The 26,408-nt window shown below is 68.7% G+C and carries 22 protein-coding genes; 8 read left to right on the plus strand and 14 right to left on the minus strand.

The genetic code is table 11. From position 1 onward, the window contains the following. Positions 1-3 precede the first annotated feature (3 nt). On the plus strand, positions 4-627 hold the full coding sequence (locus F804_RS0111120; RefSeq protein ID WP_022707825.1) for an ATP-binding cassette domain-containing protein: 624 nt from the start codon (positions 4-6) through the stop codon (positions 625-627). Positions 628-642: 15 nt separating this feature from the next. Here F804_RS0111120 and F804_RS16335 read toward each other — a convergent pair whose 3' ends face one another. From F804_RS16335 to treZ, 5 genes are all read right to left on the minus strand, one after another. Continuing rightward, entirely contained in the window at positions 643-879 is a 237-nt protein-coding gene (locus tag F804_RS16335) for a DUF2934 domain-containing protein (protein ID WP_211214622.1), read from the minus strand. Positions 880-899: 20 nt separating this feature from the next. Then, positions 900-2,978, minus strand: a complete 2,079-nt coding sequence (gene glgX / locus F804_RS0111130) for a glycogen debranching protein GlgX (protein ID WP_028725892.1) — start codon at positions 2,976-2,978, stop codon at positions 900-902. Beyond that, positions 2,971-4,074: a sugar phosphate nucleotidyltransferase gene (locus F804_RS16340; RefSeq protein WP_245540351.1), complete on the minus strand. Its 1,104-nt coding sequence runs from the start codon at positions 4,072-4,074 to the stop codon at positions 2,971-2,973. Before F804_RS16340 ends, glgX begins: the two co-directional genes overlap by 8 nt. 115 nt (positions 4,075-4,189) lie before the next feature. Further along, complete coding sequence (gene treY / locus F804_RS16345; RefSeq protein WP_022707829.1) at positions 4,190-6,388, minus strand: malto-oligosyltrehalose synthase; 2,199 nt, start codon at positions 6,386-6,388, stop codon at positions 4,190-4,192. Continuing rightward, positions 6,385-8,070, minus strand: a complete 1,686-nt coding sequence (gene treZ / locus F804_RS0111145) for a malto-oligosyltrehalose trehalohydrolase (RefSeq protein ID WP_051142367.1) — start codon at positions 8,068-8,070, stop codon at positions 6,385-6,387. The genes treY and treZ overlap by 4 nt, the downstream gene beginning before the upstream one ends. Positions 8,071-8,298: 228 nt before the next feature. Here treZ and F804_RS0111150 point away from each other — a divergent pair, with 228 nt between their 5' ends. Both F804_RS0111150 and F804_RS0111155 read left to right on the plus strand, forming a co-directional pair. Beyond that, positions 8,299-8,892: an NAD(P)H-dependent oxidoreductase gene (locus F804_RS0111150; RefSeq protein ID WP_022707831.1), complete on the plus strand. Its 594-nt coding sequence runs from the start codon at positions 8,299-8,301 to the stop codon at positions 8,890-8,892. A gap of 4 nt (positions 8,893-8,896) precedes the next feature. Continuing rightward, positions 8,897-10,795, plus strand: a complete 1,899-nt coding sequence (locus tag F804_RS0111155) for a monovalent cation:proton antiporter-2 (CPA2) family protein (protein ID WP_022707832.1) — start codon at positions 8,897-8,899, stop codon at positions 10,793-10,795. A gap of 18 nt (positions 10,796-10,813) precedes the next feature. On the opposite strand, the gene F804_RS0111160 is transcribed toward F804_RS0111155, so the two are convergent. Then, a complete protein-coding gene (locus F804_RS0111160; protein WP_022707833.1) occupies positions 10,814-11,428 on the minus strand; it encodes a response regulator transcription factor in 615 nt (204 codons plus the stop codon). Positions 11,429-11,778: 350 nt separating this feature from the next. Here F804_RS0111160 and F804_RS16350 point away from each other — a divergent pair, with 350 nt between their 5' ends. Further along, positions 11,779-14,277, plus strand: coding sequence for a hybrid sensor histidine kinase/response regulator (locus tag F804_RS16350; protein WP_022707834.1), 2,499 nt, complete (start codon positions 11,779-11,781; stop codon positions 14,275-14,277). On the opposite strand, the gene F804_RS0111170 is transcribed toward F804_RS16350, so the two are convergent. Next, on the minus strand, positions 14,255-15,652 hold the full coding sequence (locus F804_RS0111170; RefSeq protein WP_022707835.1) for an aldehyde dehydrogenase family protein: 1,398 nt from the start codon (positions 15,650-15,652) through the stop codon (positions 14,255-14,257). The two genes, F804_RS16350 and F804_RS0111170, sit on opposite strands and share 23 nt — an antisense overlap. 191 nt (positions 15,653-15,843) lie before the next feature. On the opposite strand from F804_RS0111170, the gene F804_RS16355 reads away from it, so the two are divergent. Beyond that, positions 15,844-16,053 (plus strand): YjiS-like domain-containing protein, encoded by a 210-nt coding sequence (locus F804_RS16355; RefSeq protein ID WP_169447691.1) that lies wholly within the window; start codon positions 15,844-15,846, stop codon positions 16,051-16,053. An 84-nt stretch (positions 16,054-16,137) separates the two neighbouring features. Here the strand turns inward: F804_RS16355 and F804_RS0111180 are convergent, their stop codons facing one another. Continuing rightward, the gene (locus tag F804_RS0111180; RefSeq protein ID WP_022707837.1) at positions 16,138-16,476 is read right to left on the minus strand and encodes an EF-hand domain-containing protein; all 339 of its coding nucleotides are present in this window, start codon (positions 16,474-16,476) and stop codon (positions 16,138-16,140) included. Positions 16,477-16,655: 179 nt separating this feature from the next. On the opposite strand from F804_RS0111180, the gene F804_RS0111185 reads away from it, so the two are divergent. Both F804_RS0111185 and F804_RS0111190 read left to right on the plus strand, forming a co-directional pair. Continuing rightward, positions 16,656-17,228, plus strand: coding sequence for a TetR/AcrR family transcriptional regulator (locus F804_RS0111185; RefSeq protein ID WP_022707838.1), 573 nt, complete (start codon positions 16,656-16,658; stop codon positions 17,226-17,228). A gap of 48 nt (positions 17,229-17,276) precedes the next feature. Then, complete coding sequence (locus tag F804_RS0111190) at positions 17,277-18,131, plus strand: SDR family oxidoreductase (protein WP_022707839.1); 855 nt, start codon at positions 17,277-17,279, stop codon at positions 18,129-18,131. A gap of 3 nt (positions 18,132-18,134) precedes the next feature. Here F804_RS0111190 and F804_RS0111195 read toward each other — a convergent pair whose 3' ends face one another. Genes F804_RS0111195 through F804_RS0111215 form a run of 5 tightly spaced genes read right to left on the minus strand, consistent with a single transcriptional unit; the run spans position 18,135 to position 24,157 of the window. After that, a complete protein-coding gene (locus F804_RS0111195; protein WP_022707840.1) occupies positions 18,135-18,557 on the minus strand; it encodes a GlcG/HbpS family heme-binding protein in 423 nt (140 codons plus the stop codon). Then, positions 18,554-19,867 (minus strand): glycolate oxidase subunit GlcF, encoded by a 1,314-nt coding sequence (glcF, locus tag F804_RS0111200; protein ID WP_022707841.1) that lies wholly within the window; start codon positions 19,865-19,867, stop codon positions 18,554-18,556. Before glcF ends, F804_RS0111195 begins: the two co-directional genes overlap by 4 nt. A gap of 1 nt (position 19,868) precedes the next feature. Continuing rightward, a complete protein-coding gene (locus F804_RS0111205) occupies positions 19,869-20,951 on the minus strand; it encodes an FAD-binding protein (RefSeq protein ID WP_028725895.1) in 1,083 nt (360 codons plus the stop codon). Next, positions 20,948-22,405, minus strand: a complete 1,458-nt coding sequence (locus F804_RS0111210) for an FAD-binding oxidoreductase (protein WP_022707843.1) — start codon at positions 22,403-22,405, stop codon at positions 20,948-20,950. Before F804_RS0111210 ends, F804_RS0111205 begins: the two co-directional genes overlap by 4 nt. 57 nt (positions 22,406-22,462) lie before the next feature. Further along, positions 22,463-24,157 (minus strand): L-lactate permease, encoded by a 1,695-nt coding sequence (locus F804_RS0111215; RefSeq protein ID WP_022707844.1) that lies wholly within the window; start codon positions 24,155-24,157, stop codon positions 22,463-22,465. A gap of 185 nt (positions 24,158-24,342) precedes the next feature. Here F804_RS0111215 and F804_RS0111220 point away from each other — a divergent pair, with 185 nt between their 5' ends. Next, positions 24,343-25,140 (plus strand): FCD domain-containing protein, encoded by a 798-nt coding sequence (locus tag F804_RS0111220; protein WP_245540352.1) that lies wholly within the window; start codon positions 24,343-24,345, stop codon positions 25,138-25,140. Here the strand turns inward: F804_RS0111220 and F804_RS0111225 are convergent. Then, positions 25,137-26,396: a glycerate kinase type-2 family protein gene (locus F804_RS0111225; RefSeq protein ID WP_022707846.1), complete on the minus strand. Its 1,260-nt coding sequence runs from the start codon at positions 26,394-26,396 to the stop codon at positions 25,137-25,139. The genes F804_RS0111220 and F804_RS0111225 overlap by 4 nt on opposite strands. Positions 26,397-26,408: the final 12 nt, after the last annotated feature.

A 26,408-nucleotide genomic window follows, 5' to 3' on the forward strand; every position in this document is an offset into this window, starting at 1 on the left:
GGAATGTTAGAGCTGATCGACCTTGCCATCCGCCTGCCCGGTGGCCGCCCGCTGCTGGGGCCCATGTCGCTGCGGGTAGAGGCGGGACAGGTCCTGTCGGTGATGGGGCCGTCGGGCGTGGGCAAGTCCAGCCTGCTGGACGCCATCGGCGGTCACCTGGGCGCGGGCTTCGCCTTGCAGGGCCGCGTCCTGCTGGACGGGCGCGACCTGACGGGCCTTCCGGCCGAGCGGCGCAATATCGGAATGATTTTCCAGAACTCGGACCTTTTCCCGCATCTGAGCGTTGGGCAGAACCTCGGCTTCGGGATGCCGCGCCGCCATCGCGACCGACGCGCCCGGATCGAGTCCGCGCTGGTCGATGCGGGTCTGGGCGGAATGCATGACCGCGATCCGGCCACCCTGTCGGGCGGACAACGGGCGCGGGCCGCGCTGATGCGGGGGCTGCTGGCCGAACCCGCGGCGATCCTTCTGGACGAGCCGTTCTCGGCCCTCGATGCGCAGCTGCGCGACGAGATCCGCAGCTTCACCTTCGATCACCTGCGTGCTGCGGGCATCCCCGCGCTGATGGTCACCCATGATGCGCAGGATGCGACAAGCGCGGGCGGCCCCGTAATCGCACTGGGCTGAGGGCCGCCCGCAGGTTCACTTGCCCGGCTTACCGGGAGCACCCGATTCCGTGCCCGGCGTGTCGTTCACATTCGACATGGGCTGTTCGGTGGGCGTCTCGGATCCGGTTCCGGGGCGCATGATGCCGCCCTTCTCCTCGGCGGCCAGCTCGGCCTCGGCCTGTTCCCAATGTGCATGTTCATGGCCTTCGGGGCGACCGGCATCTTCCCAGATGCGATGGGCGCGGGCCTTGATCAGTTCTTCACGTTCCATTTCCATCCTTGCCTCCGTCGTCAGATGGCGATTTCGCCGGACCCGTCCTCGGTCAGGGCCAGCACGCTTTGCCAGGGCAGCGGGATGCGGCCCGTGACATTCCTTTCGCAGGCGACAGGCGCAGCCGCGCTGTCGATGCGAAGTGTCCATTCACCGGGGGGCAGCACGAATTCGGCGTCCTCTCCGGCATTCAGCACGATCAACACCCGGGCGCCGTCGGGGTTTCGACGCATCATGCCCAATGTCTGCAACCCCTCGTCGGCCCAGTCCGCATCGCCAAGCGGGCGACCCTCGGGGTGCAGCCATTCGACGACGGGCCTGCGGTCCTGCAGGTCCTGCCCCGCCATGGCAAAGCGGGGACGCGACAGGCCCGCATCGCGGCGGAAGGCAGTCAGCGCCGCCACGGCATCGGTCAGGTCGTCCCGCGCGGATGCCCAGTCCAGCCACGAGATGTCGTTGTCCTGGCAATAGGCGTTGTTGTTGCCGCCCTGCGAATTGCCGATCTCGTCGCCCGCAAGCAGCATGGGCACGCCCTGTGACAGCAGCACCGTCGCCAGGATCGCGCGGGCGCGACGGCTGCGGGCCTCGTCGATGGACGCGTCCCCGGTCGGGCCTTCGGCGCCCATGTTGTCGGACAGGTTGTGATCGTGCCCGTCGCGGCCATCCTCGCCATTGGCGTCGTTGTGCTTGTCGTTGAAGGACAGCGTGTCCCACAGGGTGAAGCCGTCATGGGCGGCGACGAAATTCACGCTGCTGGTGGCGGGGCGGTGGCTATGGTCGAACTGGACGGGCGATCCCGACAGGCGCTCGGCCATGGCGGGGACCAGCGCGGGGTCCCTGCGCCAGAAGGCGCGCGTGTCGTCGCGGAACTTGTCGTTCCATTCGCGGAAGGGCCAGGGATATCCCCCGACCTGGTATCCCCCCTCGCCGATATCCCACGGCTCGGCGATCAGCTTGATGCCCGACAGCACAGGATCCTGCCGCAGCGCGTTGAAGAACGAGCCGTGCCTCTCGAAGCCCTCGGCCTCGCGGCCCAGGGTGGATGCCAGGTCGAAGCGGAAGCCGTTTACATGCATCGCCTCGACCCAGTATCGCAGGCTGTCCATGACCATGCGCAGCACCATCGGATGCGCCACGTTCAGCGTGTTGCCCGTGCCGGTCGTGTCGAAGCTGTGGCGCGGATCGTCGGACAGCAGGTAATAGGACGCGTTGTCGATCCCGCGGAAGGACAGCGTCTGGCCCAGCTCGTTCCCCTCGCAGCTGTGGTTGTAGACCACGTCCAGGATCACCTCGATGCCGGCCTTGTGGAACCGGCGGATCGCCTCCTTCATCTCTCGGATCTGGCCGCTGCGAAGATAGGGGGCGTGCGGCGCGAAGAAGGACAGCGTGTTGTAGCCCCAGTAGTTCGACAGCCCCTTGTCAGCCAGGTGGCGGTCATTGGCGAAGGCATGGACGGGCAGCAGCTCGATCGCGGTGACGCCGATGCGCAGCAGGTGGTCGATCACCGCATCCGAGGCCAGCCCCGCGAAGGTGCCGCGCAGCGTCTCGGGCACGCCCGGATGCAGCTGCGTCAGGCCCTTCACATGCGCCTCGTAGATGACGGTATCGGTCCAATGCGTGCGCAGCGCGGCCTCGCTTTCCCAGTCGAAGTCGGTATCGGCCACCACGCCCTTGACCATGTAGGGCGCGCTGTCGCGTTCGTCGAAGGACAGGTCGTCCTGCCCGATGACATAGCCGTGCAGCGCGTCGTGCCATTCGATCCGGCCACGCAGCTCCTGCGCATAGGGGTCCAGCAGCAGCTTGTTCGGATTGAAGCGGTGCCCCTGTTCGGGCGCATAGGGCCCGTGCACGCGGTAACCATAGACCTGCCCCGGCCCCACACCGGGAAGGAAGCCGTGCCAGATCCCGCCCTCCATCTCGGGCAGCATCAGGCGGTGCAGCTCCTGGGTGCCGGTCCGGTCGAACAGGCACAGCTCGACCGCATCGGCATGTTCCGAGAACAGCGCGAAATTGGTGCCGTCGCCCAGATGCTGCGCCCCCAGCAGGTCGGGGCGCAGGACGCTTCGGTCAAAGGACGGGGTGTCGGTCGCGTCACGCATGGCGGCGCATCCCCCGCAGGACATGGGCCGGGCGCGGGCGCAGCGCATCGCGACGGCGCAGCATCGCGGGCGTGATCAGCAGCGTGTCGCCGGATTGACGGAACCAGCGGGCATCCTCGGACGGATCCTCGCCCGCGACCAGGTCGGCGGGAACATGGCAGCCGGGCGCCACGATGCAGCGGGTCAGGCGTGCATGGGGGTGAACGGTCGCGCCGGGCATCGCCACGCTGTCATTGCCCAGATACCAGTCCCCCACGGCCGAGGGGAACGGCAGGCGCGCGGGCGGATCGCGCAGGAAATCCAGCTGCGCAAGGCGCAGGGCCTGCAGCGTGCCCACGTCGCGCCAATAGCTGCGCCCGCCCCTGCCCGCGGGCAAGCGATAGGACATCGCCTCGGCCCGGTCCACCGCCAGCGGCACGAGGTCGTGCCCGAAATCGGTCGCGGTTCCGTCGCGCATTGCATCGGCCAGCCACGCCTTGTCGAAGACATAGATGCCCATCGACACCAGCGCCCGTCCCGGCTCGTCCGGGATCGAGGGCGGGAATTCGGGCTTCTCCAGGAAGGACAGGATGCGGCCCTGACGGTCGGCATGCATCACGCCGAAGCCCGATGCCTGCGCCTGGTCCACCACGTCGGCGGCCAGCGTCACCGCCGCCCCCGACGCGACATGCGCCTCGATCATGGGGCGATAGTCCATCTCGTAGACATGGTCGGCGGCAAGGACCAGGACATGGCTTGCGCCCGACGCCTCGATCGCGTCCCAGTTGCGCCGGACGGCATCGGCGGTCCCGGCATAGGCGCCGCGCCCGTCGGCGATGCTCAGCCCGTTCGGGGCGAAATGCGCCCCCCATCTTGCGGGCAGGTGGTCATGTAGCGTCGCGGGGGCGAACTGCGTCGCCACGATCATGCGCCCGATCCCCGAGCGCACGCAATTGGCCATCGTGAAATCGACGATCCGGTTGCGTCCCGCGAAGTGGATGGCGGGCTTCGCCTCGGTCGCGGTCAGGTCGGCAAGGCGCGTCCCCTTGCCGCCGGCCAGCAGGATGGTGGCCACGGAATATCCGGTCGCAGCCGGCATACGGTGCGTGATCGACACGGCGATGATCCTTGTCTGGATGGGACTTTGTCAAAAGCATGTCCGGCATCGGATTTGCCGGACATGCAAGAAACACGCCCGCGCCAAGGCCGTTCCGCGTGTTGCTGTTTATCAATCAGGGATTGCCGTCGCTGCCTTCCAGAAGGGCGACCACATCGCCCGATTGCCCCTGCCAGGACAGGAGCGCACGCCCCGGCGGCAGTTCGCGCCCGAAGAAGGCGGTCAGGCTGTCGCCCCCCGACCGGCGGATCATGCGCATGCCGCCCTCGTCGCGTTCCAGAAGCACATCCGCCTCGCGCAGGAAGCCCGCCCGGTCGCGGCGCAGATGCAGCAGCTCGCGCGTCCAGCGCGCCTTGACCGAACTGCTGCGGGCCAGCGCGTCCCAGTCGACCGAGTGCCGGTTGTCGGGATCGGTCAGGGCCAGCAGCTGCTCTTCGGTACCGCGATAGATGTCGGGAAAGCCCGGCGTCAGGACCTTCATCGCCAGCTGCATCAGGATCAGCGCCTCGGCGCGTTCGATCAGGCGGGTCAGCGCGGGCGGCGGGACGCGCCAGCTGTCCAGCACGGCCGAGGTCAGGGCCTTGGCGCGGCTCTCGGCATCCTCGTCGGGATTGGTCCAGAAGCTGCGCAGCTTCGCCTCTCTCATGGCCTTTTCCAGGTGGGCGCACAGTCGTGCATCCGCATCGGGTGCGCCGTGGATCGCCAGCGCCGACTGCACGCCATACCAGATCCGCCGCCCCGGAACCCCCCGCGCCTGCGGCAGCGCGGCGGCGGCATCGTGCAGCGCGGCGAAATCGTCGGGCAGATGGCTGATCGCGACCAGCCGGATGCGCGAATCCTCGGACCGCTTGGTGTCATGGGTCGAGGTCAGGTTCATCTCGGTCGCGGCACGGGCCTTCAGGAAGGCCGTCGCCTCGGCATCGGTGATCGTGGCCTCGTCCGGCTCGGCGCCGACCTCGTTCGCGGCAAGATAGCGGGTCCAGCGGAAGCCCGCGGTATCCTCCTGCGCCTTCGCCAGAAGCGCGCCCGACACCTGCTGGAAGCGCCGCGTGAAGGGGCCGTCCTGCCGCAGCAGGTCCGCCAGCGCATCGACCACCGCACGCGACCGCAGCCCCTGCCCCGCCCGTTCGGCGATGTCCGTCAGCAGTTCGGCATCGCCCGGCGCCATGCCCCCCGCCGCGACATAGGTGCGGTAGCGCGGCACGGCGACCAGAAGCGCGGTCACCGCCTCTCGCAGCCATTCAGGGCCGGGGGCGCCTTCGGGGCGCGCGCCCAGTGCATTGCGGGCCAGCGCGATCAGCTGGCGCCTTTCGGCGGCCAGCTCGTTGTCCAGGATCTCGTGCTTGGCGGCCATCAGCGAGGATGCGAAATCCTCGGTGATGAGGGTCGCACGGCGCCAATGCGCATCCAGCCGCGCAAGGCCCTTCGCATCGGTCAGCGCCCGCGCGAACAGGCGCGCGGATTCGTAGCCGGTCGTCCCCGCCACCGGCCACGAGGCGGGCAGCGTCTCGTGATCCACGAGGATCTTCTCGACCCAGATCGGCGTGTCGGGCAGCGCGCCGTGCAGCCGGTCCAGGTATCCTGCCGGATCGACCAGCCCGTCGATGTGATCGACGCGCAAGCCCTGCACCAGCCCCTTCCGCACCAGGTCGAGGATCAGCGAATGGGTCGCGTCGAACACCTCGGGACGTTCGACCCGCATCCCGATCAGGCCGGTGACGTTGAAGAAGCGGCGATGGGTGATGCTGTCGCGTTCGCGTTCGTAATGCACCAGCCGCCAGTGCTGGACGCGGTGCAGGTCGCGCAGGGATTGCGGGCGCGGTCCGGGGGCCAGCGGCAGGCGCAGCCCGCCCATGACCCATTCGTCGCCCTCGACCGTGAAATCGCCGCGTTCCAGCACGATCTCGAAGGGGTCGGGCAGGAACGGCAGGACAAGCGGCCCCGCATCCCAGTCGATGTCGAAGGCCGGCGCATGCATGCTGGACCGCCCGTGGCGCAGCACGTCGGCCAGCCAGGGATTCGCGGGCGAGAAGGCCGTATGGTTCGGCACGATGTCGATGATGATGCCCATGCCCGCATCGCGTGCGGCTGCGGCCAGCGCCTCGAATGCCGGGCGGCCGCCCAGCTCGGGCTCGATCGCGGTGGGGTCGGTCACGTCATAGCCGTGGGTGGACCCGGGCACCGCCGCGAAGATGGGCGAGAGATAGAGGTCCGACACCCCGAGGTCGCGCAGATAGGGCAGCAGCCCCTGCACGCGGGCGAAATCGACGCCGTTCCTCAGCTGGATGCGATAGGTCGCGTCGGGAATGTTCATGCGGGGTCCACCTTGACGGAAATGGCAAAGGGATCGCGGCCCATCAGGCCGATCCCGAACTGTGCGCCGGAAATGCCCTCGCCGCCCGGACGGCCCAGCGACAGCGCGATGCGCAGGCGACCCGCATCGAAGCGCCAGTCGGCCAGCAGGCTGGCATCGTCGCGCGCGACATCGACGGATCGCCGCGCGCTGCGGATCAGCGGCAGCAGATGGGTCGCGCGGAAATCCAGCGCGCGCCGGGTCAGGTCCTGCCATTCGCGCACCCGCGCATCGTCCGTCCAGTCGAGGCGCGAGGCGGCGAAGGTCTGCATCGACAGCGGGTCGGGCACGGTGTCGCCGTGGCGGGCGACCTCGGGGAACTCGGACGCGCGGCCCGTGCGGACGGCCTGCGCCAGATCGCCGGTGAAATCCGCGAAGAACAGGAAGGGCGTCGTCGCGCCGCGTTCCTCGCCCATGAAGACCATGGGGACATAAGGCGCACACAGCAGCAGCGCATAGGCGACCGCGACCCCCGCCGGGTCCGCGATTGACAGCAGGCGATCCCCGAAGGCGCGGTTCCCGACCTGGTCGTGCGTCTGGACCGAATTGACGAATGCGGTGACCGGCAGATGCCCGCAGGACGCGCCGCGCAGGCTGTCGCGCGGCGGGCGGGGCTGGCCTTCCTCGACATGGCCGCGACGCAGGGCCAGCGCCAGATCGCCCACGGGATCGACCGCGAAGGGCGCGTAATAGGCGTGATCCTCGGAGGTCAGGGCGACATGGACGGCGTGGTGGAAATCGTCGTTCCAGCTGGCGTCATAGCCGCCCTCCTCGCGCAGGGCGGGCTCGTTCCTTTCGTCCTCGGTGATCAGATGGACGGGGGCGATGCCGCGCAGGGTGGCGGCAAGGTCATGCAGGAAGTCGCGCGACCCCGGCCCCGCGATCTGGTGCACCGCATCCAGCCGCAGCCCGTCGATGGCGTATTCCGACACCCAGTGGCAGGCGCATTCCGTCCAGAAGCGGCGGACGGCCTCCTGCCCGAAATCGATCGCGGCGCCCCATGGCGTCATGCGGTCCGCGTCGAAGAACTCGGGCGTGATCGCGTGCAGATAGGCGCCATCCGGGCCGAAATGGTTCATCACCAAGTCCAGGATGACCGACAGCCCCGCCCGATGCGCGGCAGCGACCAGCGCGCGCAGATCGTCGGGGGTGCCATAGGCGGGATGGGGCGCGAAGGGCAGCACCCCGTCATAGCCCCAGCCCCGGTTCCCCGCCCATTGCCCCAGGGGCATCAGCTCGATCGCGGTGAAGCCCAGCCCGGCCAGCAGCTCCATCCTGGCGGCGGCGGCTGCAAGGCTGCCCTCGGGGGTGAACGTGCCGACATGCATCTCGTAGATGACCATCGAGGCCCAGTCCCGCGCGGGGCCGCGGGGCGCGGGGCGCGGGGCGATCAGCCGCGAGGGGGCATGGACATCGCCCGCCTGAAGGCGGCTGGCCGGGTCGGGAACGCATTGCCCGTCGACGCGGAACAGGTACTCCGCGCCCTCGGGGGCGGGATGCAGCAGGTCCCACCAGCCCTTGGCCTCGCGGCGCATCGGCAGGGCCTGCCCCTCCAGCATCAGATCGACCTGCGCCGCCCCGGGCGACCACAGGCCGAAGCGCCATTCGCCGCCTTCCGGGCGGGCGCCCCAACGCGGGGTCATGCGGGGCATCCCCGGCCTGCAAATTCCTGAAAACGCGGCAGATGCATGGAAATCCCCCTTCCAGTCGCTGCGACCTGCAAGGCAACATCGGCGCATCGCGGCGGTTCCCTTGACATAAGTGAACTCTGCAACCCCGAAGGGCCGTCGCACAATGGCGAAGTCCTGCGGGGTGGACAGCCGCACGCCGCCTGTCGCATTCAGGGCATGACATTGCCCGAAAGGACGCCCATGGCCCGCATCCTGCACATCTTCGCCCATCCCGGGCTGGCCTCGTCGCAGATCAACGCCGCCATGTGGCACGCGGCCGGCCGGGTCGAGGGGATCACCAGCGTCGATCTCTATGCCGAGAACCCGCGATACGAGATCGACGTGGCCGCGCAGCAGAACCGGCTGGAGGCGCATGACGTGCTGCTGCTGCAGTTCCCGATGTTCTGGTATTCCGCGCCGGCGCTGCTGAAGGAATGGATCGACCTGGTGCTGTCGCGCGGCTTCGCCTATGGCGCGGGCGGCGACAGGCTGGCCGGCCGGACGATGCAGCTTGCGGTGTCCACCTCGGCCCCGGCCGAGGCGTTCGGCCCGGACGGATACCAGAACTTTCCGCTGCGGACCTTCCTAACCCCGTTCGAGCAGACCGCCCGCTTGTGCGGCATGCGGTTCCTTGCGCCCTATGTCCGCCACGATGCGCTGCATGGCGACGGATCGGCCCATGCGCAGGGCTTTGCGCGGCTTCTGGCGGGGCTGCGCGACGGGCGGCTGGACATGGACCGCGCCCAGGCGGCGGATGCGCTGTTCCATGATACACTTCCCCTGAGAGAGGGCTGAGACCATGACGGAATTCCTGCTGCCCGCCTTCCTGTTCCTGATCGCCGGGGTGATCTCGGTTCCCATCGCGTCGCGGCTGGGGCTGGGATCGGTGCTTGGCTACCTAGTGGCGGGGATCGCGCTTGGACCCGTGCTGTCCGTGCTGGGCGTCGACGTGATCCAGGTCCAGCATTTCGCGGAGTTCGGCGTCGTCATGATGCTGTTCCTCGTGGGGCTGGAGCTGGAGCCGAAGCTGCTCTGGGCGATGCGGACGCGGCTTCTGGGACTGGGCGGGCTGCAGGTCGGGCTGACGGCTGCGCTGATCGCGGCTGCGGCATACGCGCTTGGATCCGCATGGCAGGTCGCGGTCGCGATCGGGCTGATCTTCGCGCTGTCCTCGACCGCGATCGTGCTGCAGACCCTGAACGAGAAGGGCCTGATGAAAAGCGATGGCGGGCAGGCCAGCTTCTCGGTGCTGCTGTTCCAGGACATCGCGGTCATCCCCATGCTGGCGCTGCTGCCGCTGCTGGCCACGCAGCATGTCACCCACGAGGGCGACGCCCATGGCGGCATGTCCCTGGTCGAGGGGCTGAACGGCTGGCAGACCGGGCTTGCGACGCTGGCGGCCATCGGGCTGGTCGTCGCGGGCGGCATGTACCTGACGCGCCCCGCCTTCCGCTTCATCGCGCATGCCAACCTGCGAGAGGTGTTCATCGCCGCCGCCCTGACCTTTGTCATCGGCATCGCGCTGCTGATGTCGCTGGTCGGCCTGTCGCCCGCGCTCGGGACCTTCCTGGCGGGTGTGGTGCTGGCCAACAGCGAATACCGCCACGAGCTGGAGAGCGATATCGACCCCTTCCGCGGCCTGCTGCTGGGGCTGTTCTTCATGACCGTCGGCGCGGGCATCGATTTCGGCCTTCTGGCGGCCGAGCCGCTGACCATCCTGGGGCTGACCCTGGGCGTGATCGCGCTGAAGGCGGGTGTGCTGCTGGCGCTTGGCTGGGCGTTCGGGGTGCGCGACGAACAGGGCTGGCTGTTCGGCATGTCGCTGGCGCAGGCCGGGGAATTCGGCTTCGTGCTGATCAGCTTCGCGACCGCGGGGGCGATCCTGCCCGACGACATCGCGCCGCGGCTGACGCTGATCGTCACGCTGTCGATGATGCTGACGCCGGGGCTGTTCATCCTGTATGACCGGGTCGTGCTGCCGCGATACCATGCGGCGGAACCCCGCGCGGCGGACGACATCGACAGGCAGGGGCGGATCATCATCGCGGGCCACGGCCGCTTCGGCGGGGTGGTCAACCGCATGCTTCTCAGCGCGGGCCACGAGACGACGGTGCTGGACCATTCCTCGAACCAGCTGGAGGTGCTGCGCGCCTTCGGCGTCCGCGCCTTCTATGGCGACGCGACGCGCCCCGACCTGCTGCATGCCGCCGGGATCGAGGATGCGCGCCTGCTGGTCGTGGCCATCGACGACCGGCACCGCGCGACGGAAATGGTGCGCCACGTGGTCAAGCACCACCCCCATATCCACGTCGTCGCGCGTGCGCTGGACCGGGGCCATGTCTACGAATTGTGGGGCGCGGGCTGCCGCGACATCATCCGCGACACCTTCGACAGCGCGGTCCGGGCGGGCCGCTCGACCCTCGAGGCGCTTGGGATGCACCCGTTCGAGGCCGAGCGCACGGCCCGCACCTTCGTCAACCAGAACCGCCGGTCGATGAGGGAACTGGCGGACCTGTACGATCCCGAGGTGCCCAACCACGAGAACGCGCCCTATCGCGACAGGGCGCGGGAACTGATGGACGAACAGGCCGAGGAGATGCGGAACCGCGGGCGCGGCGCCCATCACGAGGGGGCGGACGGCGCATGGGCCCGCCCCACCCTGCGCGACCAGGAGGCCGCGCGCCGCACGCGCGACTAGGACGCGGGCGGCTGGGCCTCAGGCGAAGCCGGCCTCCTTGGCGATGACGGCGGCCTGGGTGCGGTTCTTCGCGCCGATCTTGCGGCAGAGCGTGCGGACATGCAGCTTGACCGTGACCTCCTGCAACTCCAGCTCGCGCGCGATCTCCTTGTTGGCCTTGCCAAGGCACAGGCCCAGCAGCACCTCGCGCTCTCGCTGGCTCAGCTGGCGGACGAACTCGGTCTCGTTCTCCTCCTCGCCCTCGCCCAGGACGGATGCGGGCACGAAGGTCTCGCCCATGATCATGAAGCGGGCGGCGTTCACCAGCGACTTGGCCCCAAGCGATTTCGGGATGAAGCCCGCCGCGCCCAAGTCCACGGCCTCTTGCGCGATGCGGGCGGGGGCCGTCCCGCTGAGAAGCGCGACCGGCGCATCGCGCGAGATCTGGATCGCGCGCTTCAGCCCCTCGAGGCCGTTCATGCCGGGCATGGTGAAATCCAGAAGGATCAGGTCGAAGGGGCGCTCGGCCTCGATCGTCTTGGCGGCGGCCACGAAATCGGGGACGCAGACGACCTCGGCATTGCCTTCGGAGCGAAGATAGGCCGCGATGGTGTCGCGGACCATTTCATGGTCGTCGGCCAGAAGAATGCGCATCACGCCACCTTGCCGCAGGCTGCGACTGCTGGATGACCCGACCGGCGGGCTGCGAAAATACGTCGCGATTTCAAGTCGATCCCCCGATCATGGCCGATCCGTCGCAATCGCGCGGATCCTTGGCGTCAAAGCTTCGGCATATGCGATGCCGCTGTCAATAGAAAGCCCGGCAGGCATACAACCCAAAGGTTAATGATAACCCTTGGTATATCCGCGTAATCCGATGCACAGTTGATCGCGCGGGGCGTTTCGACAGAATTGGAGACGGTTCGCCGGATGTGACCGAATTCCCCCTTCGCCGACATCCGGCGGGCCGCGAAGCCCCTGCACACCGAACTGGCAGAGGACGCATGACCAAGCAGACCCCCCCCGGATTCGCCCGCCGCTACTGGACCCGCGCCCTGTGGATCGCGGCGCTGGTCGCCTGCCTTGCCCAGACCGCCATGCTGTCGCGCGAGGTGCAGCGCGGGCTGGACCGCCTGTCCACCGCCCCCATCGACGACGTGCGCTGGACCCTGTCCCAGACCGAGGTCGAGCTGCTGCGCATGCTGCTGGCGGTCAAGGAGGTCAGCACGCCGGGCGCGCGGGCATCGGTGGATGGCCTGCGCGAGGCCCGCCGCCGGTTCGACATCTTCTACAGCCGGGTGAACACGCTGGCGACCAGCGACCGCTTCGGGCGCTTCCGCCAATCCGAGACCGTGCAGGAGGCGCTCGGGCATGTGCGGGGCTTCCTCGACCGGACGGTTCCGGCGATGGACGGCACCGACGAGGTGCTGCGCGACAGCCTGCCCCGCATCGCGGACGAGGCCGAGGCCCTGATCCCCGACGTGCGTCAGCTGACGCTGGCGGGCATCCCGGTCTTCGCGCAATCGGCCGACCAGCGGCGCATGGACATCATGTCCACGCTGCAGCAGCTGGCGCTGACCGCGCTGGCGCTGGTCGTGCTGCTGGTCGCGTTCCTCGTGATCCTGTGGCGCCTGCAGCGCAAGGCCACCGCCCTTGCGTCCGAGCACGAGACGATGCGCAACCGCTTCGAGGCCGCCATCGCGTCATCGCTGGACGCGGTCTTCGTGACCGACACGCGCGGGCGCATCCTGGAATTCAACGGCGGCGCGGAACGCATCTTCGGCTTTGCCCGCGACGAGGTCCTGGGCCGAGAGATCGTGGACCTGACCATCCCCCCCGAGCGCCGCGAGGAACATCTTCGCCGCCTTGCCCATTACCGCGAGACTGGCCAGACCGAGGTCGTAGGCAAGGGCCGCCACCGCCTGGACCTGATGCGCAAGTCGGGCGAGGTCTTCCCCGCCGAGATCGCCGTCGCGGCCGCATTCTCGGACCGGCAGGAGGTCTTCGTGGCCTTTGCCCGCGACATCACCATCGAACAGGCCGCCGAACAGGAACTGCGCGACGCCCGCGACAGCGCCCGCGCCGGCGAAGAGGCCAAGACCAAGCTTCTGACCGTCATGAGCCACGAGATGCGCACGCCCCTGAACGGCATCCTGGGCTCGCTGGACCTGATGGACCGCGCGAACCTGACGGATCGCCAGAACCGCCTGCTGGGGGCGATCCGCGTCTCGGGGGAACTGCTGCTGTCGCATGTGAACAAGGTGCTGGAGCTGTCGCGGCTGGACAGCGAACACTCGCAGTCCCGCACCGAGGATTTCGACCTGTCCGCCCTGGTCGAAAGCGTCGCCGACAGCCTGCGCCCCGCCGCGCAGGATCGCGGCAACGAGGTGACGACCGCCTTCCTGCAGAACGCCGCGGGCCCCGTCTGCGGCGACAAGCGCGCCCTGCAGCAATGCCTGGTGAACCTGATCGGCAACGCGATCAAGTTCACCCGCGACGGCGAGATCTCGGTCGAGGTCGAGCGGATGGGCGATGCGGTCGAATTCCGCGTGGCCGATACGGGCCTCGGGATCCCCGACGACCAGCTGGAACGGATCTTCGACGAATTCGTCACCATCGACACCGATTATGCCCGCGAGAACCCGGGGACGGGCCTGGGCCTTCCGATCACGCGCAAGCTGGTCACGACCATGGGCGGCACGATCGAGGTCGACAGCCTCGAGGACGAGGGCAGCCTGTTCACCATCCGCCTGCCCCTGCCCGTCGCGGCCTCGGCCCCCACGGACGCGGATCCGCAGGCGCGGACCGCCTGCAAGGTGACCCCGAGGCATGTCCTCATCGTCGAGGACAATGCCGTGAACCGCATGATCCTGGAGCATATGCTGGACGAACTGGGCTGCACCCATGAAAGCGCCGATAACGGCGATGCGGGGATCGCGCTGGCAGCCAAGGGCGAATTCGACCTGCTGCTGCTGGATATCAGCATGCCCGGGAAGGACGGGCTGCAGACCCTTGCGGGGATCCGCGCGCTGGACAGCCAGCCTGCGTCCGCGCGCGCCATCGCCATCACCGCCCATGCCGGTCGCGAGGATCGCGAGCGCATCCTTGCGGTCTTCGACGACATCCTGATCAAGCCCATCAACCTTGCCCGCCTGACCGAGAAGCTGTCGCCCACCGCCGCGCCCGAACCCGAGGGCGACGTGGCGCAGGACTTCATCGCGCGCTTCGGCAGGGATGCCTTCGACGGCCACGTGGCCGACCTGCGATCCGAGATGGACGGCATGCTGGACCGCCTTGCCGATGCGCCCGCCCTGACCGAGGAGGACCGGCAGCAGGCGCACAAGATGGCGGGCACGGCGGCCGTGCTGGGTCAGGCACCCTTGCGCCAGGCCCTTCAGCGGCTGGAGACGCTGCCCGATGCGCGATGGCAGGGCGACGGCCCCGCGCTTCTGGCCGAACTGGGCCGAGAGATCCGCAGGATCAGCGCAGCGCAAGCCGCATGAGGCGCTCCTTGATGCGCGAATAGGGCGCATAGCGGGCCGCGACATCCATGCGCGACCCGCGCCGCAGGACCGGTTTCATATGGGTGAAGCACAGGAACCCCCTGTGCCCGCCATAGGCCCCCATGCCGCTGCCGCCCACGCCCCCGAAAGGCAGTTCCGGCACCGCCGCGAACATCATCAGGTCGTTGATCGCCACCATCCCCGCCGAGAAGCGGTCCAGCATCCGGTCCTGGAATTCGCGACCTTCGGAAAAGACATAGAGCGCGAGCGGCTTCTCGTGGCGGTTCAGCAGGCGGGCAAGGTCGTCCTCGTCCCGCCACTCGACGATGGGCAGCAGGGGGCCGAAGATCTCGTCGCGCATCAGGGCGCCGTCCTCGGGCGGGTCAAGCACGATGGTCGGTTCCAGGTACAGATCCTCGCGGTCGTGACGGCCGCCATGGACGATGCGCCCCTCGGACAGAAGGGCGTGCAGGCGGTCGAAATGCCGATGGTTCACGATGCGCCCGTAATCCTTGGACTTCTGCGGATCAGCGCCGTAGCCGCGCGTGAACTCGGCCTTCAACGCATCGACCAGCGCATCGCGGCAGCCCGCGCGGACCAGGACGTAATCGGCGTTGATGCAGATCTGGCCGGCATTCTGCGCCTTGGCCCAGACGATGCGGCGCGCGGCCAGCGCGATATCGGCATCGTCGTTCACGATGACCGGGCATTTCCCGCCCAGTTCCAGCGTCACGGGCGTCAGGTGCCGCGCGGCGGCCTGCATGACGATCCGCCCCACCGTCCCCCCGCCGGTATAGAGGATGTGATCGAAGCGGCATTCCAGCAGCGCACCCGTTTCCTCGGGGCCGCCCTGCACCACCGCGACGGCATCGGGGTCCAGGTATTCCGGCAGCAGCCGGGCAATGGCCGCGGCGCAGTTCGAGGACAGCTCGGACGGCTTGACCATCACGCAGTTCCCCGCCGCAAGCGCGCCCACCATCGGCTGCAGCGATTGCTGCCAGGGAAAGTTCCAGGACGCGATGCACAGCACCACCCCAAGCGGCTCGGGCTGCAACCAGGACCGCCCCGGCTGAACCGAGATGGGCGTCGGGACGCGCTGGCGGGCGGTCCAGCGGCGCAGGTTGCGCAGGGCGTGCTGCGTCTCCTTTCGCAGCAGCGCGATCTCGGCCATCCAGGATTCCAGCCGCCCCTTGCGCAGGTCGGCATGGATCGCGGCGATGATGTCGCCCTCGCGTTCCTTCAGCAGGCGCAGGATCGCCCGAAGCTGCGCGCGGCGCCAGTCCAGAGGCCGGGTGCGCCCGCCATCGAAGGTGGCCCGAAGCCGGGCCAGGTCGGCCTGCATCTGCGGGATCGGGGTGTACTGGCTGTCGGTCATGGCGGCCCTTCGTCCAAGCGTCGCGGCCACTCTAGCCCGCCTTGTCCCGAAGGCCATGCATGACGCTGCGCCCATGCACGCAGTCGAAAGGTGCTATTCGCTTCTGTGCGTTGTCCGGCAGGGCGGCCTGCATATATCACCCTGCGAAAGACGTTAGCGATAAACCTTCCCGCTGACCCGAGGATATGACCATGGCAATGTACCAGACCACCGCACCGGCAATCGCCCTTCCCCTGCCCCGCCGCCTGTTCGAACGTTTCGCCACCTGGCGCCGCCAGAGCGCAGTCTATCGCGCGACCATGGACGAGCTGAACAGCCTTGGCGATCGCGAACTGCTGGACCTGAACATGAGCCGCGCCGATTTCGACAAGATCGCACGCGACGCGGCCCTGAAGGCCTGATTCCGGTCCCGACGACCGGCGAAAAGCCCGGCCGCGCATCCGCGCGCCGGGCTTTCCCATGTCCGCAGGGTCGTTGACCCAGGGTCAGTTTCCGCGCGGACGCTGCGCCAGTTCCTGCGGCGTCAGAAAACCGTCCTTGTCCGCGTCCATGCGGCCAAAGCGTTCCTCGGGCGAGGGGCGGTCGCCGCGCCCGTCGCGCTGGCCGCGCTCGGCATGTTCGCCACGTTCACCACGTTCGGCGCGCTGCTTGCCGCCCTGTTCGAATTCGCGCTTGCTGATGCGATGATCGCCATTGGCGTCCAGCTGCTGCATGACCTGCGCGGGATCGGGCGCGCGGTCGCCGCGCTTCGAACCCTCGGCCTGGGCTGCCCCTGCGGCACCCAGAAGCATGATCGCGAACACGGCAAAGCTCTTTTTCGACATCGTATTGACCTTCTTGTTGTCGAACCCGATTCGTCGGGCACATCCCCTGTCTAGCCAGGCCGCCGGAAACACCCGCCCAACCGTGCGTTTCGGTTCGGTTGGGGTGAAATTCGCGCATCCGGTATTGATAATGAAAATTCATTATCATACATGAGCCGCACCGAAGGAAAGGATGCGCCATGCCCAGGACCACCCGTGACGAGACCCGCACAAGGCTGAACCATGCCGTCATCGCCGAGGCGGTGGAAAAGGGCCTGTCGCAGGTGAACGTGGCGGGCGTGGTCGCGCGTGCCGGCGTGTCCGCCGGGACCATCTATGTCCATTTCCGGAACAAGGACGACATGCTGCGGCAGGTCTACATGCAGACCAAGACCGAGTTCCACGACCGCATCATGCAGGCGCGCGACATCCCCGACAGCGCGGCCATGATCCGCCGCATGTGGGACGAGATGTTCGCCTTCGTCCGCGCAAGGCCGCAGGACATCCTGTTCCTGGAACAGGGGGCCACGGCACGCATCCTGACGCCCGAACAGCAGCGCGTCACCGAAGGCTTCGGCGCCGATATCGCGGCGCTGCTGCAGCGGGGCGTGCAGGACGGCACGCTGGCCGATCTGGACAGCGCGACCCTGTCGCTGCTGCTGACCGCGCCCGCCATGCAGCTTGCGCGCGGCGCTGTGCTGTCGGGGCGCGACATCGATCCCGAAACCGTCGGGCGCGTCTTCGACCGCGTCTGGCTGTCCATCGCACGCTGAGATTCCCGCCCGAACCAGGGGCCGGACCCGAACAGAAGGGAAGACGACATGAAGAAGACCATCCTGATCACCGGCACCTCGACCGGGCTTGGCATCTCGATCGCGGTCGAGGCCGCGAAGGCGGGCCACCACGTCTATGCCACCATGCGCAACACGGATCGCCGCGCCGCGCTGGATCAGGCCGCGGCCCAGGCCGGGGTCGAGCTGACCGTGCTGCCGCTGGACGTGCAGGACAGCGCCACGATCACCCCCGTCACCGACCGCATCATGCGCGATCACGGGCGCATCGACGTGCTGATCAACAATGCCGGGATGGGATACGCGCGCAGCCTGGAACAGGCGGACGAGGCCGACATCCAGCGCATCCTCGACATCAACTACACGGGCACCGCGCGCTGCATCAAGGCGGTCATGCCGCATATGCGCAAGGCCCGCGCGGGCCATGTCATCAACATCACCTCGGTCGGGGGGCTGGTGGGCCAGCCCTTCAACGAGGTCTATTGCGGTGCGAAATTCGCGGTCGAGGGGCTGACCGAAGCGATGGCCAGCTATGTCACGCCATCCTTCGGCATCAACTTCACCGCGGTCGAGCCGGGCGGCATCCGCAGCGAATTCGCCAACACCGTCCTGCGCCAGATCGAGGAAACCGGCGGCATGCTGGATGACGAGTACCTGCCCATCCTGCAGAAATATGTCAGCGGATCGCAGACGCGGATGGGCGAAGGGATCTACCAGACCCCGGACGAGGTGGCGGCCGTGGTCATGCGCGTGATGACCGACCCCGAACCGCCGATCCGCGTGCGCAGCTCGGACTGGGCCGAGGAGTTCACGCGGATCAAGACCGGCCTGGACCCCGACGGGACCAGGCAGCAGCAGATGGTCGTGAAGACCTTCCTGCTCTGACGCTCAGGCGCCGGCGGTCCATGCGTCGATGCCCGCCTGCGCGACCTCCTGGTCCTGCGCGGGCGTGCCCGACGACACGCCGATGCCGCCCACGACCTGCCCGTCATGCATGACGGGCAGACCGCCGCCGACCACCATCAGGCGCCCGCCGATCGACGAGTTGATGCCATAGGCGGGCGCGCCGGGCTGGCTGGCGCTGCCGTAATCATGGGTGGCCTTCTTGGCCGCCGCCGCGGTGAACGCCTTGTCGATCGCGATGGTGGTCGAGGTGACCTTGCCGCCCTCCATCCGCTCGAACGCGATCAGCTGGCCGGATTCGTCGGTGATGGCGATGCACATGGGCACGCCGATGCTGTCGGCATGGGCCGCGGCACCTGCGATCAGGGCGCGCGCGTCGGTCAGGTCCAGGCGGGTGATGGTCTTCATGCGGTTCTCCTTGGGGTGTTCGTATCGCTCAGCGCGGCGGGTCGCGGTCCGCCCGTCGCCCAGTCCAGCAGCTCGACCGTGTGGACGACGGGAATGCCCGTGCCCGATGCGATCTGCATCATGCAGCCGATATTGCCCGCGCTGATAACTTCGGGGGCGGTCTGCTGCAATGTCGCGACCTTGCGCGATTTCAGCTGGGCCGAGATCTCGGGCTGCATCAGGTTGTAGGTGCCCGCCGATCCGCAGCAGATATGGGCGTTGCGCGGTTCGACCACCTCGAAGCCCGCGGCGCGCAGAAGGTCCTTGGGTGCCGACCTGACCTGCTGGCCGTGCTGCAGCGAACAGGCCGCGTGATAGGCGACGCGCATGCCCGCGGCATGGCCCGCATCCTGCAACCCGATATCGGCCATCACCTCGGAGATGTCGCGCGCGATGGCGGCGACGCGGGCCGCATCCTCGGCCAGAGGATCGTTGCGGAACATGTGGCCGTAATCCTTGACCGTCGTCCCGCAGCCCGAGGTGTTGATGACGACGGCGTCCAGCCCCCCGGCGTCCATCTCGGCGGCGATGGCGCGGATATTGGCGGCGGCCATCGCGTGGCTCTGGTCGGTCTTGCCCATGTGATGGGTCAGCGCGCCGCAGCAGCCGATGCCCTTGGGGATCACCACCTCGCAGCCGTGGCGCTGCAGCAGGCGGATCGTCGCGTCGTTGATGTCGGTGTTCAGCGCCCTCTGCGCGCATCCCGTCAGCAGGGCCACCCGCCGCGTCCGCGCGGGGGTGGCCGCGAAGCTTTGGGGGCGGTCGTTCGGGCTGGGCGCGGGAATGCGGGCCGGGGCCATGTCCAGCATGGCCCGCAGCCGCGCGTCGGGCATCAGGCGCGCGAAGGGCCGCGCCAACCGGGCGCCCATCAGCGCCAGCCGGAAGCGCCCCGGATAGGGCAGGATCTTCGACAGCAGCCAGCGCAGCGCACGGTCGCCCAAGGGGCGGCGATAGTTCTGCTCGATATATTCGCGGGCGTGATCGACCAGGTGCATGTAATGGACCCCCGACGGGCAGGTCGTCATGCAGCTGAGACAGCTGAGACAGCGGTCCACGTGCTTGACCGTCTTGTCGTCCGGGACGCGCCCGTTCTCCAGCATGTCCTTGATCAGGTAGATCCGGCCGCGCGGGCTGTCCAACTCGTCGCCCAGCACCTTGTAGGTCGGGCAGGTCGCCGTGCAGAAACCGCAATGGACGCAGGACCGCAGGATCTCGTTCGAGCGGGCGGTGGCGGGGTCGGCCAGCTGGTCGGGCGTGAAGTTCGTCTGCATGTCAGTCCCCCATCAGGCCGGGGTTGAGGATGTTCGCCGGATCGAAGGTGCGCCGCAGCCGTTGGGAAAGCTCGGCCACGACGGGCGGTTCGGGGGGAAAGACCCTGCCCTGCCCGCGGACCAGCGTGGCAAGCCCGCCCGCCGCACGCACGGTCGAGGCATCCTTCGGTCCCGAATACCAGACCGCCGCCCCGCCCCAGTCGAGCGCGCACTGCCCGCCCAGCCGTTCGGCAATGGCAGGCCCCTCCGAGGGCTTGCACAGGATGCGCCAGACCGGATCGTCGCCCGTCAGGTGGGCCGCGTCGCGCAGGTCGCGCCACAGGGCGCGGCTGTCCGCATCCTCGATCGTGTCGATCCGGTCGCGGCCCAGCAGCGCGGTCAGCCGGTCGGTGCGATAGGCGACCTGCGCGGTCAGCCCCTCGACCCGCAGCCATGCGGTGCCGTCATGGAAGGCCGCGCCCGAGACCTCGAAGGGGGTGGACAGCGCGGTGGCGAAATCCTGCACCGCGCGGGCCGCATCGATGCCGCGGATGACCAGCGTGCGGCTGCTTTCGGCCATGGGCAGGACCTTCAGCGCGACCTCGGTCAGGATGCCCAGGGTGCCGTGCGATCCGGCAAGCAGCTTGCCCAGATCCATGCCGGTGACGTTCTTCATCACCCGCCCGCCATTCCTGAGGATGCGCCCCTGCCCGTCCACGAAGCGCACGCCCAGCAGGTGGTCGCGGCACGCCCCCGCCATGATGCGGCGCGGGCCGGACACGTTGGCCGCGACGATGCCGCCGATGGTGGGCTCGCCCGACAGGCCCGTCAGGCGGCGATGGTCCATCGGCTCGAACGCGAGGGCCTGGCCTTCGGCGGCCAGCATGGTCTCGATCTGCCGGACCGGGGTGCCCGCGCGGGCGATCAGGGTCAGCTCGCCCGGTTCATAGGTCACAACGCCGCTGATGGCAGACGTCGTCAGCGTATCGCCCGGCCCGTCGGGGCGCAGGCGGGTGCCGCCCCCGTTGATGCGCAGGGCGGTGGTGCGGCCGGTCAGGATCTCGGACAGCTCGGCCTCGGATGCGGGGGTCAGCACGGTGCTCATGCGCGGGCCGCCGCGCGGTCGCGATGGGGCTGGCTGACCTCCAGCGGAAAGACCTTGGCCGGGTTCAGCAGCCAGCCGGGGTCGAAGGCGTCCTTGATCTCCATCTGGATGGCCATGTCCTGCGGATCGTATTGCCGCGTCATCAGGTCCCGCTTCTCGATGCCCACGCCGTGTTCGCCGGTCAGGCAACCGCCCACCTCGACGCACAGCGCAAGGATGTCACGGCCGAAGGCCTCGGCCCGTTCCAGGTCGCCCGGCGTGTTGGCGTCGAACAGGATCAACGGGTGCATGTTGCCGTCGCCCGCGTGAAACACGTTCGCGACCTCCAACCCGTGTTCGACCGACAGTTCCCCGATGCGCTTGAGCGTGTGCGGCAGCTGCGACACCGGCACCGTTCCATCAAGGCACAGATAGTCGCCCAGCCGTCCCATCGCCCCGAAGGCCGATTTGCGGCCCTTCCAGATGGCGGCGGATTCGTCGGCATTGCGGCTGGTACGGAACTCGATCGGGTCCAGCTGATCCGCGATGGCGCGGATGCGGGCGATCTGGTCGGCGATCTCGTCCTCGGAGCCCTCGACCTCGACGATCAGCACGGCGGGACAGTCGGGATAGCCGGCCTTGGCGAAATCCTCGACCGCGCGCAGGCAGACCTCGTCCATGTATTCGATGGCGACGGGCAGCACGCCCGACCGGATGATGCGGGCCACGCATTCGCCCGCGATCTCCGGGCTGGCAAAGCCGATCAGCATGGGGCGCGCGCCTTCGGGGCGCGGCAGGATGCGCAGGGTCGCCTCGGTCACGATGGCCAGCTGGCCCTCGGACCCGCAGATCAGGCCCAGCATGTCCAGCCCCGGCGCCCCCGGCTGCGGGCCGCCCAGTTCGACGATCCGGCCATCGGCCAGGACCATGCGCACCCCCATCAGGTTGTTCGTGGTGACGCCGTATTTCAGGCAATGCGCCCCGCCCGAGTTCATCCCGATATTGCCCGCGATGGTGCAGGCCAGCTGGGACGAGGGATCGGGGGCATAGAAGAAGCCCGCAGGCTCCAGCTCGGCGCTGACGGACAGGTTCGTGACCCCGGTCTGCACGCGGATGAAGCGGTTGGCGGTGTCGATCTCCAGCACGTCGTTCAGGCGCATCGTGCCGATGACAACACTGTCGGCGGTGGGCAGCGCGCCCCCTGCCAGCGACGTGCCCGCGCCCCGCGGAACGACCGGCGCGCGGTGGTCGTGGCAGATGCGCATGGCGGTCGCCAGCTCCTCGGTCGTGCGCGGCAGGACCACGGCCAGCGGCGGACAGCGATAGGCCGTCAGCGCGTCGCATTCATAGGCCAGCGTCTCCTCGGGGTCCGAGATGACGGTATCGGCGGGCAGCGCACGCGCCAGGTCCGCGACGATGCGGTCCTTCTTCGCGATGATCGCCGCGTCCGGCTGGGGCATCGAAATCGAGGACATCCGACCTCTCCCTTGCTTGGTTGCGGACGGGGCACCGCGGCGCCCCGCCCCGTTATCCTAGCCGCCCATCAGCGGATCGCCGATACCCAGCACGTAGAAGCCGATGCACAGCATCAGCCCCGTCAGCGACAGGTAGTAGATCGTCGGCAGGATGGTGATGCGCAGCGTCGCGCCCTCGCGGCCCAGAAGGCCCACGGTGGCCGATGCGGCGACGACGTTGTGGATGGCGATCATGTTGCCTGCAGCCGCGCCGACCGACTGGCCCGCGACCATCAGCGCCGAGCTGAGCCCGAGCCCGTCCGCGACCGAGAACTGGAACTGGCTCAGCATCAGGTTGCTGACCGTGTTCGACCCGGCAAGGAACGCGCCGAGGCCGCCCACCGCCGGTGCGAAGAACGGATAGACCGCCCCCACCTGCGCCGAGACCCATTCCGCCACCACGACCGGCATGCTTTGCAGGTCGTTCGCGTTCACGCCCGAATTGATCATCACCCGCACCATCGGCACGGTGAAGATCAGCACGAAGCCCGCGCCCAGAAGCGTGCCGGTGCTTTCGCCCACGGCCTCGCGGAAGCCGCGGAAGGACATGCGGTGCAGCGCGACCGTCAGCAGGCAGACCATCACCAGGATCCCGCCCGGCGAATAGAGCGCCGAGAAATCGCCGTTGATGCCTTCCTCGCCCAGCATGCCCCGGAAGACGATGTTGGCCGATTTCAGCAGGTCGCCGAAGGGCGCCACCGTCCGGCTGAGGACCAGCACCACCGCCAGGATCACATAGGGCGCCCAGGCCAGCGCCAGCGGGATCTGCCGCCGCGCAAGGCTGTCGAGCTTGACCTCGACCGCGCCGAACCATTCGCGCGACCATTCCGATACCGGCGGAAAGTCCCAGGGCACGTTCGGCACCAGGAACCCGCGCTTGGCCGCCACCGTCATGATCGCAAGCCCCACGAGGCCCCCGATCAGGGACGGGAACTCGGCCCCCAGGAACACCGCCGCCAGGACATAGGGCACGGTCATCGCGAAGGCCGCCATGATGGCGAAGGGCGCGATCGCTAGGCCCTCGGACCAGGACCGGTTGCGCCCGAAGAAGCGCGTCATCACCGCCACCAGGAACAGCGGCAGCAGCGTGCCGCAGATCGCGTGCAGGATCGCCACCTCGGACGTGATGATGTGGAAGAACGACGCCCAGTCCGATCCGACGGCGGTCAGGTCGCCCGTGATGGTCGCCTGGTCCAGACCCGTCTGGACGCCCACGATCAGCGGTGTGCCGACGGCGCCGAAGGATACCGGCGTCGACTGGATCATCATCCCGAAGACCACCGCCGCCATCGCCGGAAAGCCCACGGCGACCATCAGCGGCGCCGCGACCGCGGCGGGCGTGCCGAAGCCCGACGCCCCCTCGATGAAGGATCCGAACAGCCAGGCGATCAGGATCACCTGCACGCGCCGGTCCGGGCTGATCGCGGTAAAGCCCGACCGGATCGTCGCGATCGCGCCCGAATGCTTCAGCGTGTTCAGCAGCAGCAGCGCGCCGAAGATGATCCACAGCAGCCCCGCGCTTTGCAGCAGGCCCTGCAGCGTCGAGGCGACGATGCGGTTCGTGCTGACCCCCCATGCCGAGATCGCGACGATCACGGCAATCGCATAGGTCAGCGGCATCACGTATTTCGCGGGCACGCGGAACCCGATCAGAAGCACCCCTGCCGTGATGATCGGCAGGAACGCCAGAAGCGCCAGTATTCCATCGGACATCAGGATCTCCCCCCTTCCTGAAAGGCGGGGGCCGCCACATCCCGCGACCCGCCCGCCATGGATCCGGCCCTCCCAGACCGGAATGAAGGTTTGGTAAAATCTGTTTACCGTGCATGTCAAGCGCGCAGCCATGACGCGTTGCGCCCGTGACGGTGGGTAAGCTATGCATCGGATGACCCAGAGCCATGAGCATTCCGATGGACGACAGCACCCCCGCCCGCCCGCCCAGGGCCGCCGACACGGCCGCGCAGCATATCGAGCGGCTGATCCTGGAAGGCACGCTGACGCCCGGCGAACAGCTGGCCCCGGAACGCGACCTGGCCGAAAGGCTGGGCGTGTCGCGCCCCACGCTGCGCGATGCGCTGAAGACGCTCGAGGATCGGGGCCTGCTGACCCGCCGCCCGCGCGGGGTCGAGGTGGCGCAGCTGGGCGCCTCGATCCGCGACCCGCTGATCGCGATGCTGGACCGGGGCGAGGTCGCGGACGACTATCTCGAATTCCGCGAGGTGGTCGAAAGCGAGGCCGCCGCCATGTCGGCCATCCGCGCGACCGATATCGACCGCCAGCGCCTGCGCGACTGCATCGACGCGATCCACCGCGCCCATGACGATGGCGACCCCGCCGCGGAATCCGAGGCCGATGCCGACATGCATGTCGCCGTCTACGAGGCCAGCCACAACCTCGTGCTGCTGCAGATCATGCGCGCGCTGTCAGGCAGCCTGCGCTCGGACGTGCTGCAGAACCGTCAGCGGCTGTTCACCATTCCGCAGGTCCGCGACATCCTGCGCGACCAGCACGTGGCCATCGCGACGGCCATCGTCGCAGGCGATGCCGACGCCGCCCGCAAGGCGGCGCAGGCCCATCTTCGATACCTGCGCCAGGCCCTGCGAGAGATCCGCGAGGCCGAGGCCAAGCTGGACCTGTCGCTGCGCCGGCTGAAGGGCGGAGGGCTGAGCGCCTCGCGCGGCCAGGGGCGCGGCTAGTCGCGCGGCAGGATCAGGATCGCCCTGAAATCGTTGACGTTCGTCAGCGTGGGTCCGGTCACGACCTGCCGATCCACCGCCGCGAAGAAGCTGTGGGCGTCGTTGCGATCCAATGCCGCGCGCATGTCGAGGCCCGCCATGCGCGCAAGCTGCGGCAGGTCGGGGCCGATGCAGGCGCCCGCCACCTCGGCGGCGCCATCGACGCCGTCTGTGTCGCAGGCCAGCACGTGGATCCCCTCGGTCCCGTCCAGTTCCAGCGCGGCGGCCAGAACGTATTCCGCGTTCGGACCGCCCACCCCGTCGCCGCGCCGCGTGACGGTGCATTCCCCGCCCGAGAGCAGCAGCACGGGCCCCTCGCCCCGCAGCGATTTCGCCATGCGGGCATGTTCGACGGCAAGGTCGCGGGCCTCGCCCTCGATCGCGTCGCCCAGGATGCGGACCTCGATCCCCGCCGCGCGCGCGATCCCTGCCGCCGCCTCCAACGAGGCAGATGGCGCGGCCACGATCCGGGTCTCGGCGCGGGCAAGGCGCGGATCGTCGGGGGCCACCACGCCGGTCGGGCGGTCCAAGGCGTCGCGCACCGATTGCGGCAGGTCCAGACCGAAACGCGCCACGATAGCACGCGCATCGGCGGCGGTGCCGGTCTCGCCCACGGTGGGGCCGGAGGCGATCTGGCCCGGATCGTCGCCCGGCACGTCCGAGATCAGCAGGCTGAGAAGCGCCGCAGGTGCGCAGGCCGCGGCCAGCTGCCCGCCCTTCACGCGGCTCAGATGCTTGCGGACCACGTTCATCTGGCCGATGGGCGCCCCCGATGCCAGAAGCGCGCGATTGACGGCCATCTTGTCGTCCAGGCTGACGCCCTCGGCCGGGGCCACCAGCAGCGACGACCCCCCGCCCGAGATCAGCGCGATCACCTGGTCGTCGGGGCCAAGGCCCGAGACCAGGTCCAGAAGCCGCGCGGTCGCGGCCTCGCCCGCCGCGTCGGGCACGGGATGCGCGGCCTCGACGATCTCGATGCCCTTGCAGGGGCGGGCATAGCCGTAGCGCGTGATGACCAGCCCCTCGCAGGGGCCGTAATGGGCCTCGACCGCCTCGGCCATGCGGGCGCTGGCCTTGCCCGCGCCGATCACGACCAGCCGCCCTGCGGGGCGTTCGGGCAGGTGATCGGCCAGCACCGCCATCGGGTCGGCCACCTCGACCGCGCGATGGAACAGGCCGGTCAGGAAATCGCGGGGGTTGAAGGGGGTTTCGGTCATGCGTCCTCGCTG

The organism is Paracoccus zeaxanthinifaciens ATCC 21588, assembly GCF_000420145.1.
Lineage (GTDB): Bacteria > Pseudomonadota > Alphaproteobacteria > Rhodobacterales > Rhodobacteraceae > Paracoccus > Paracoccus zeaxanthinifaciens.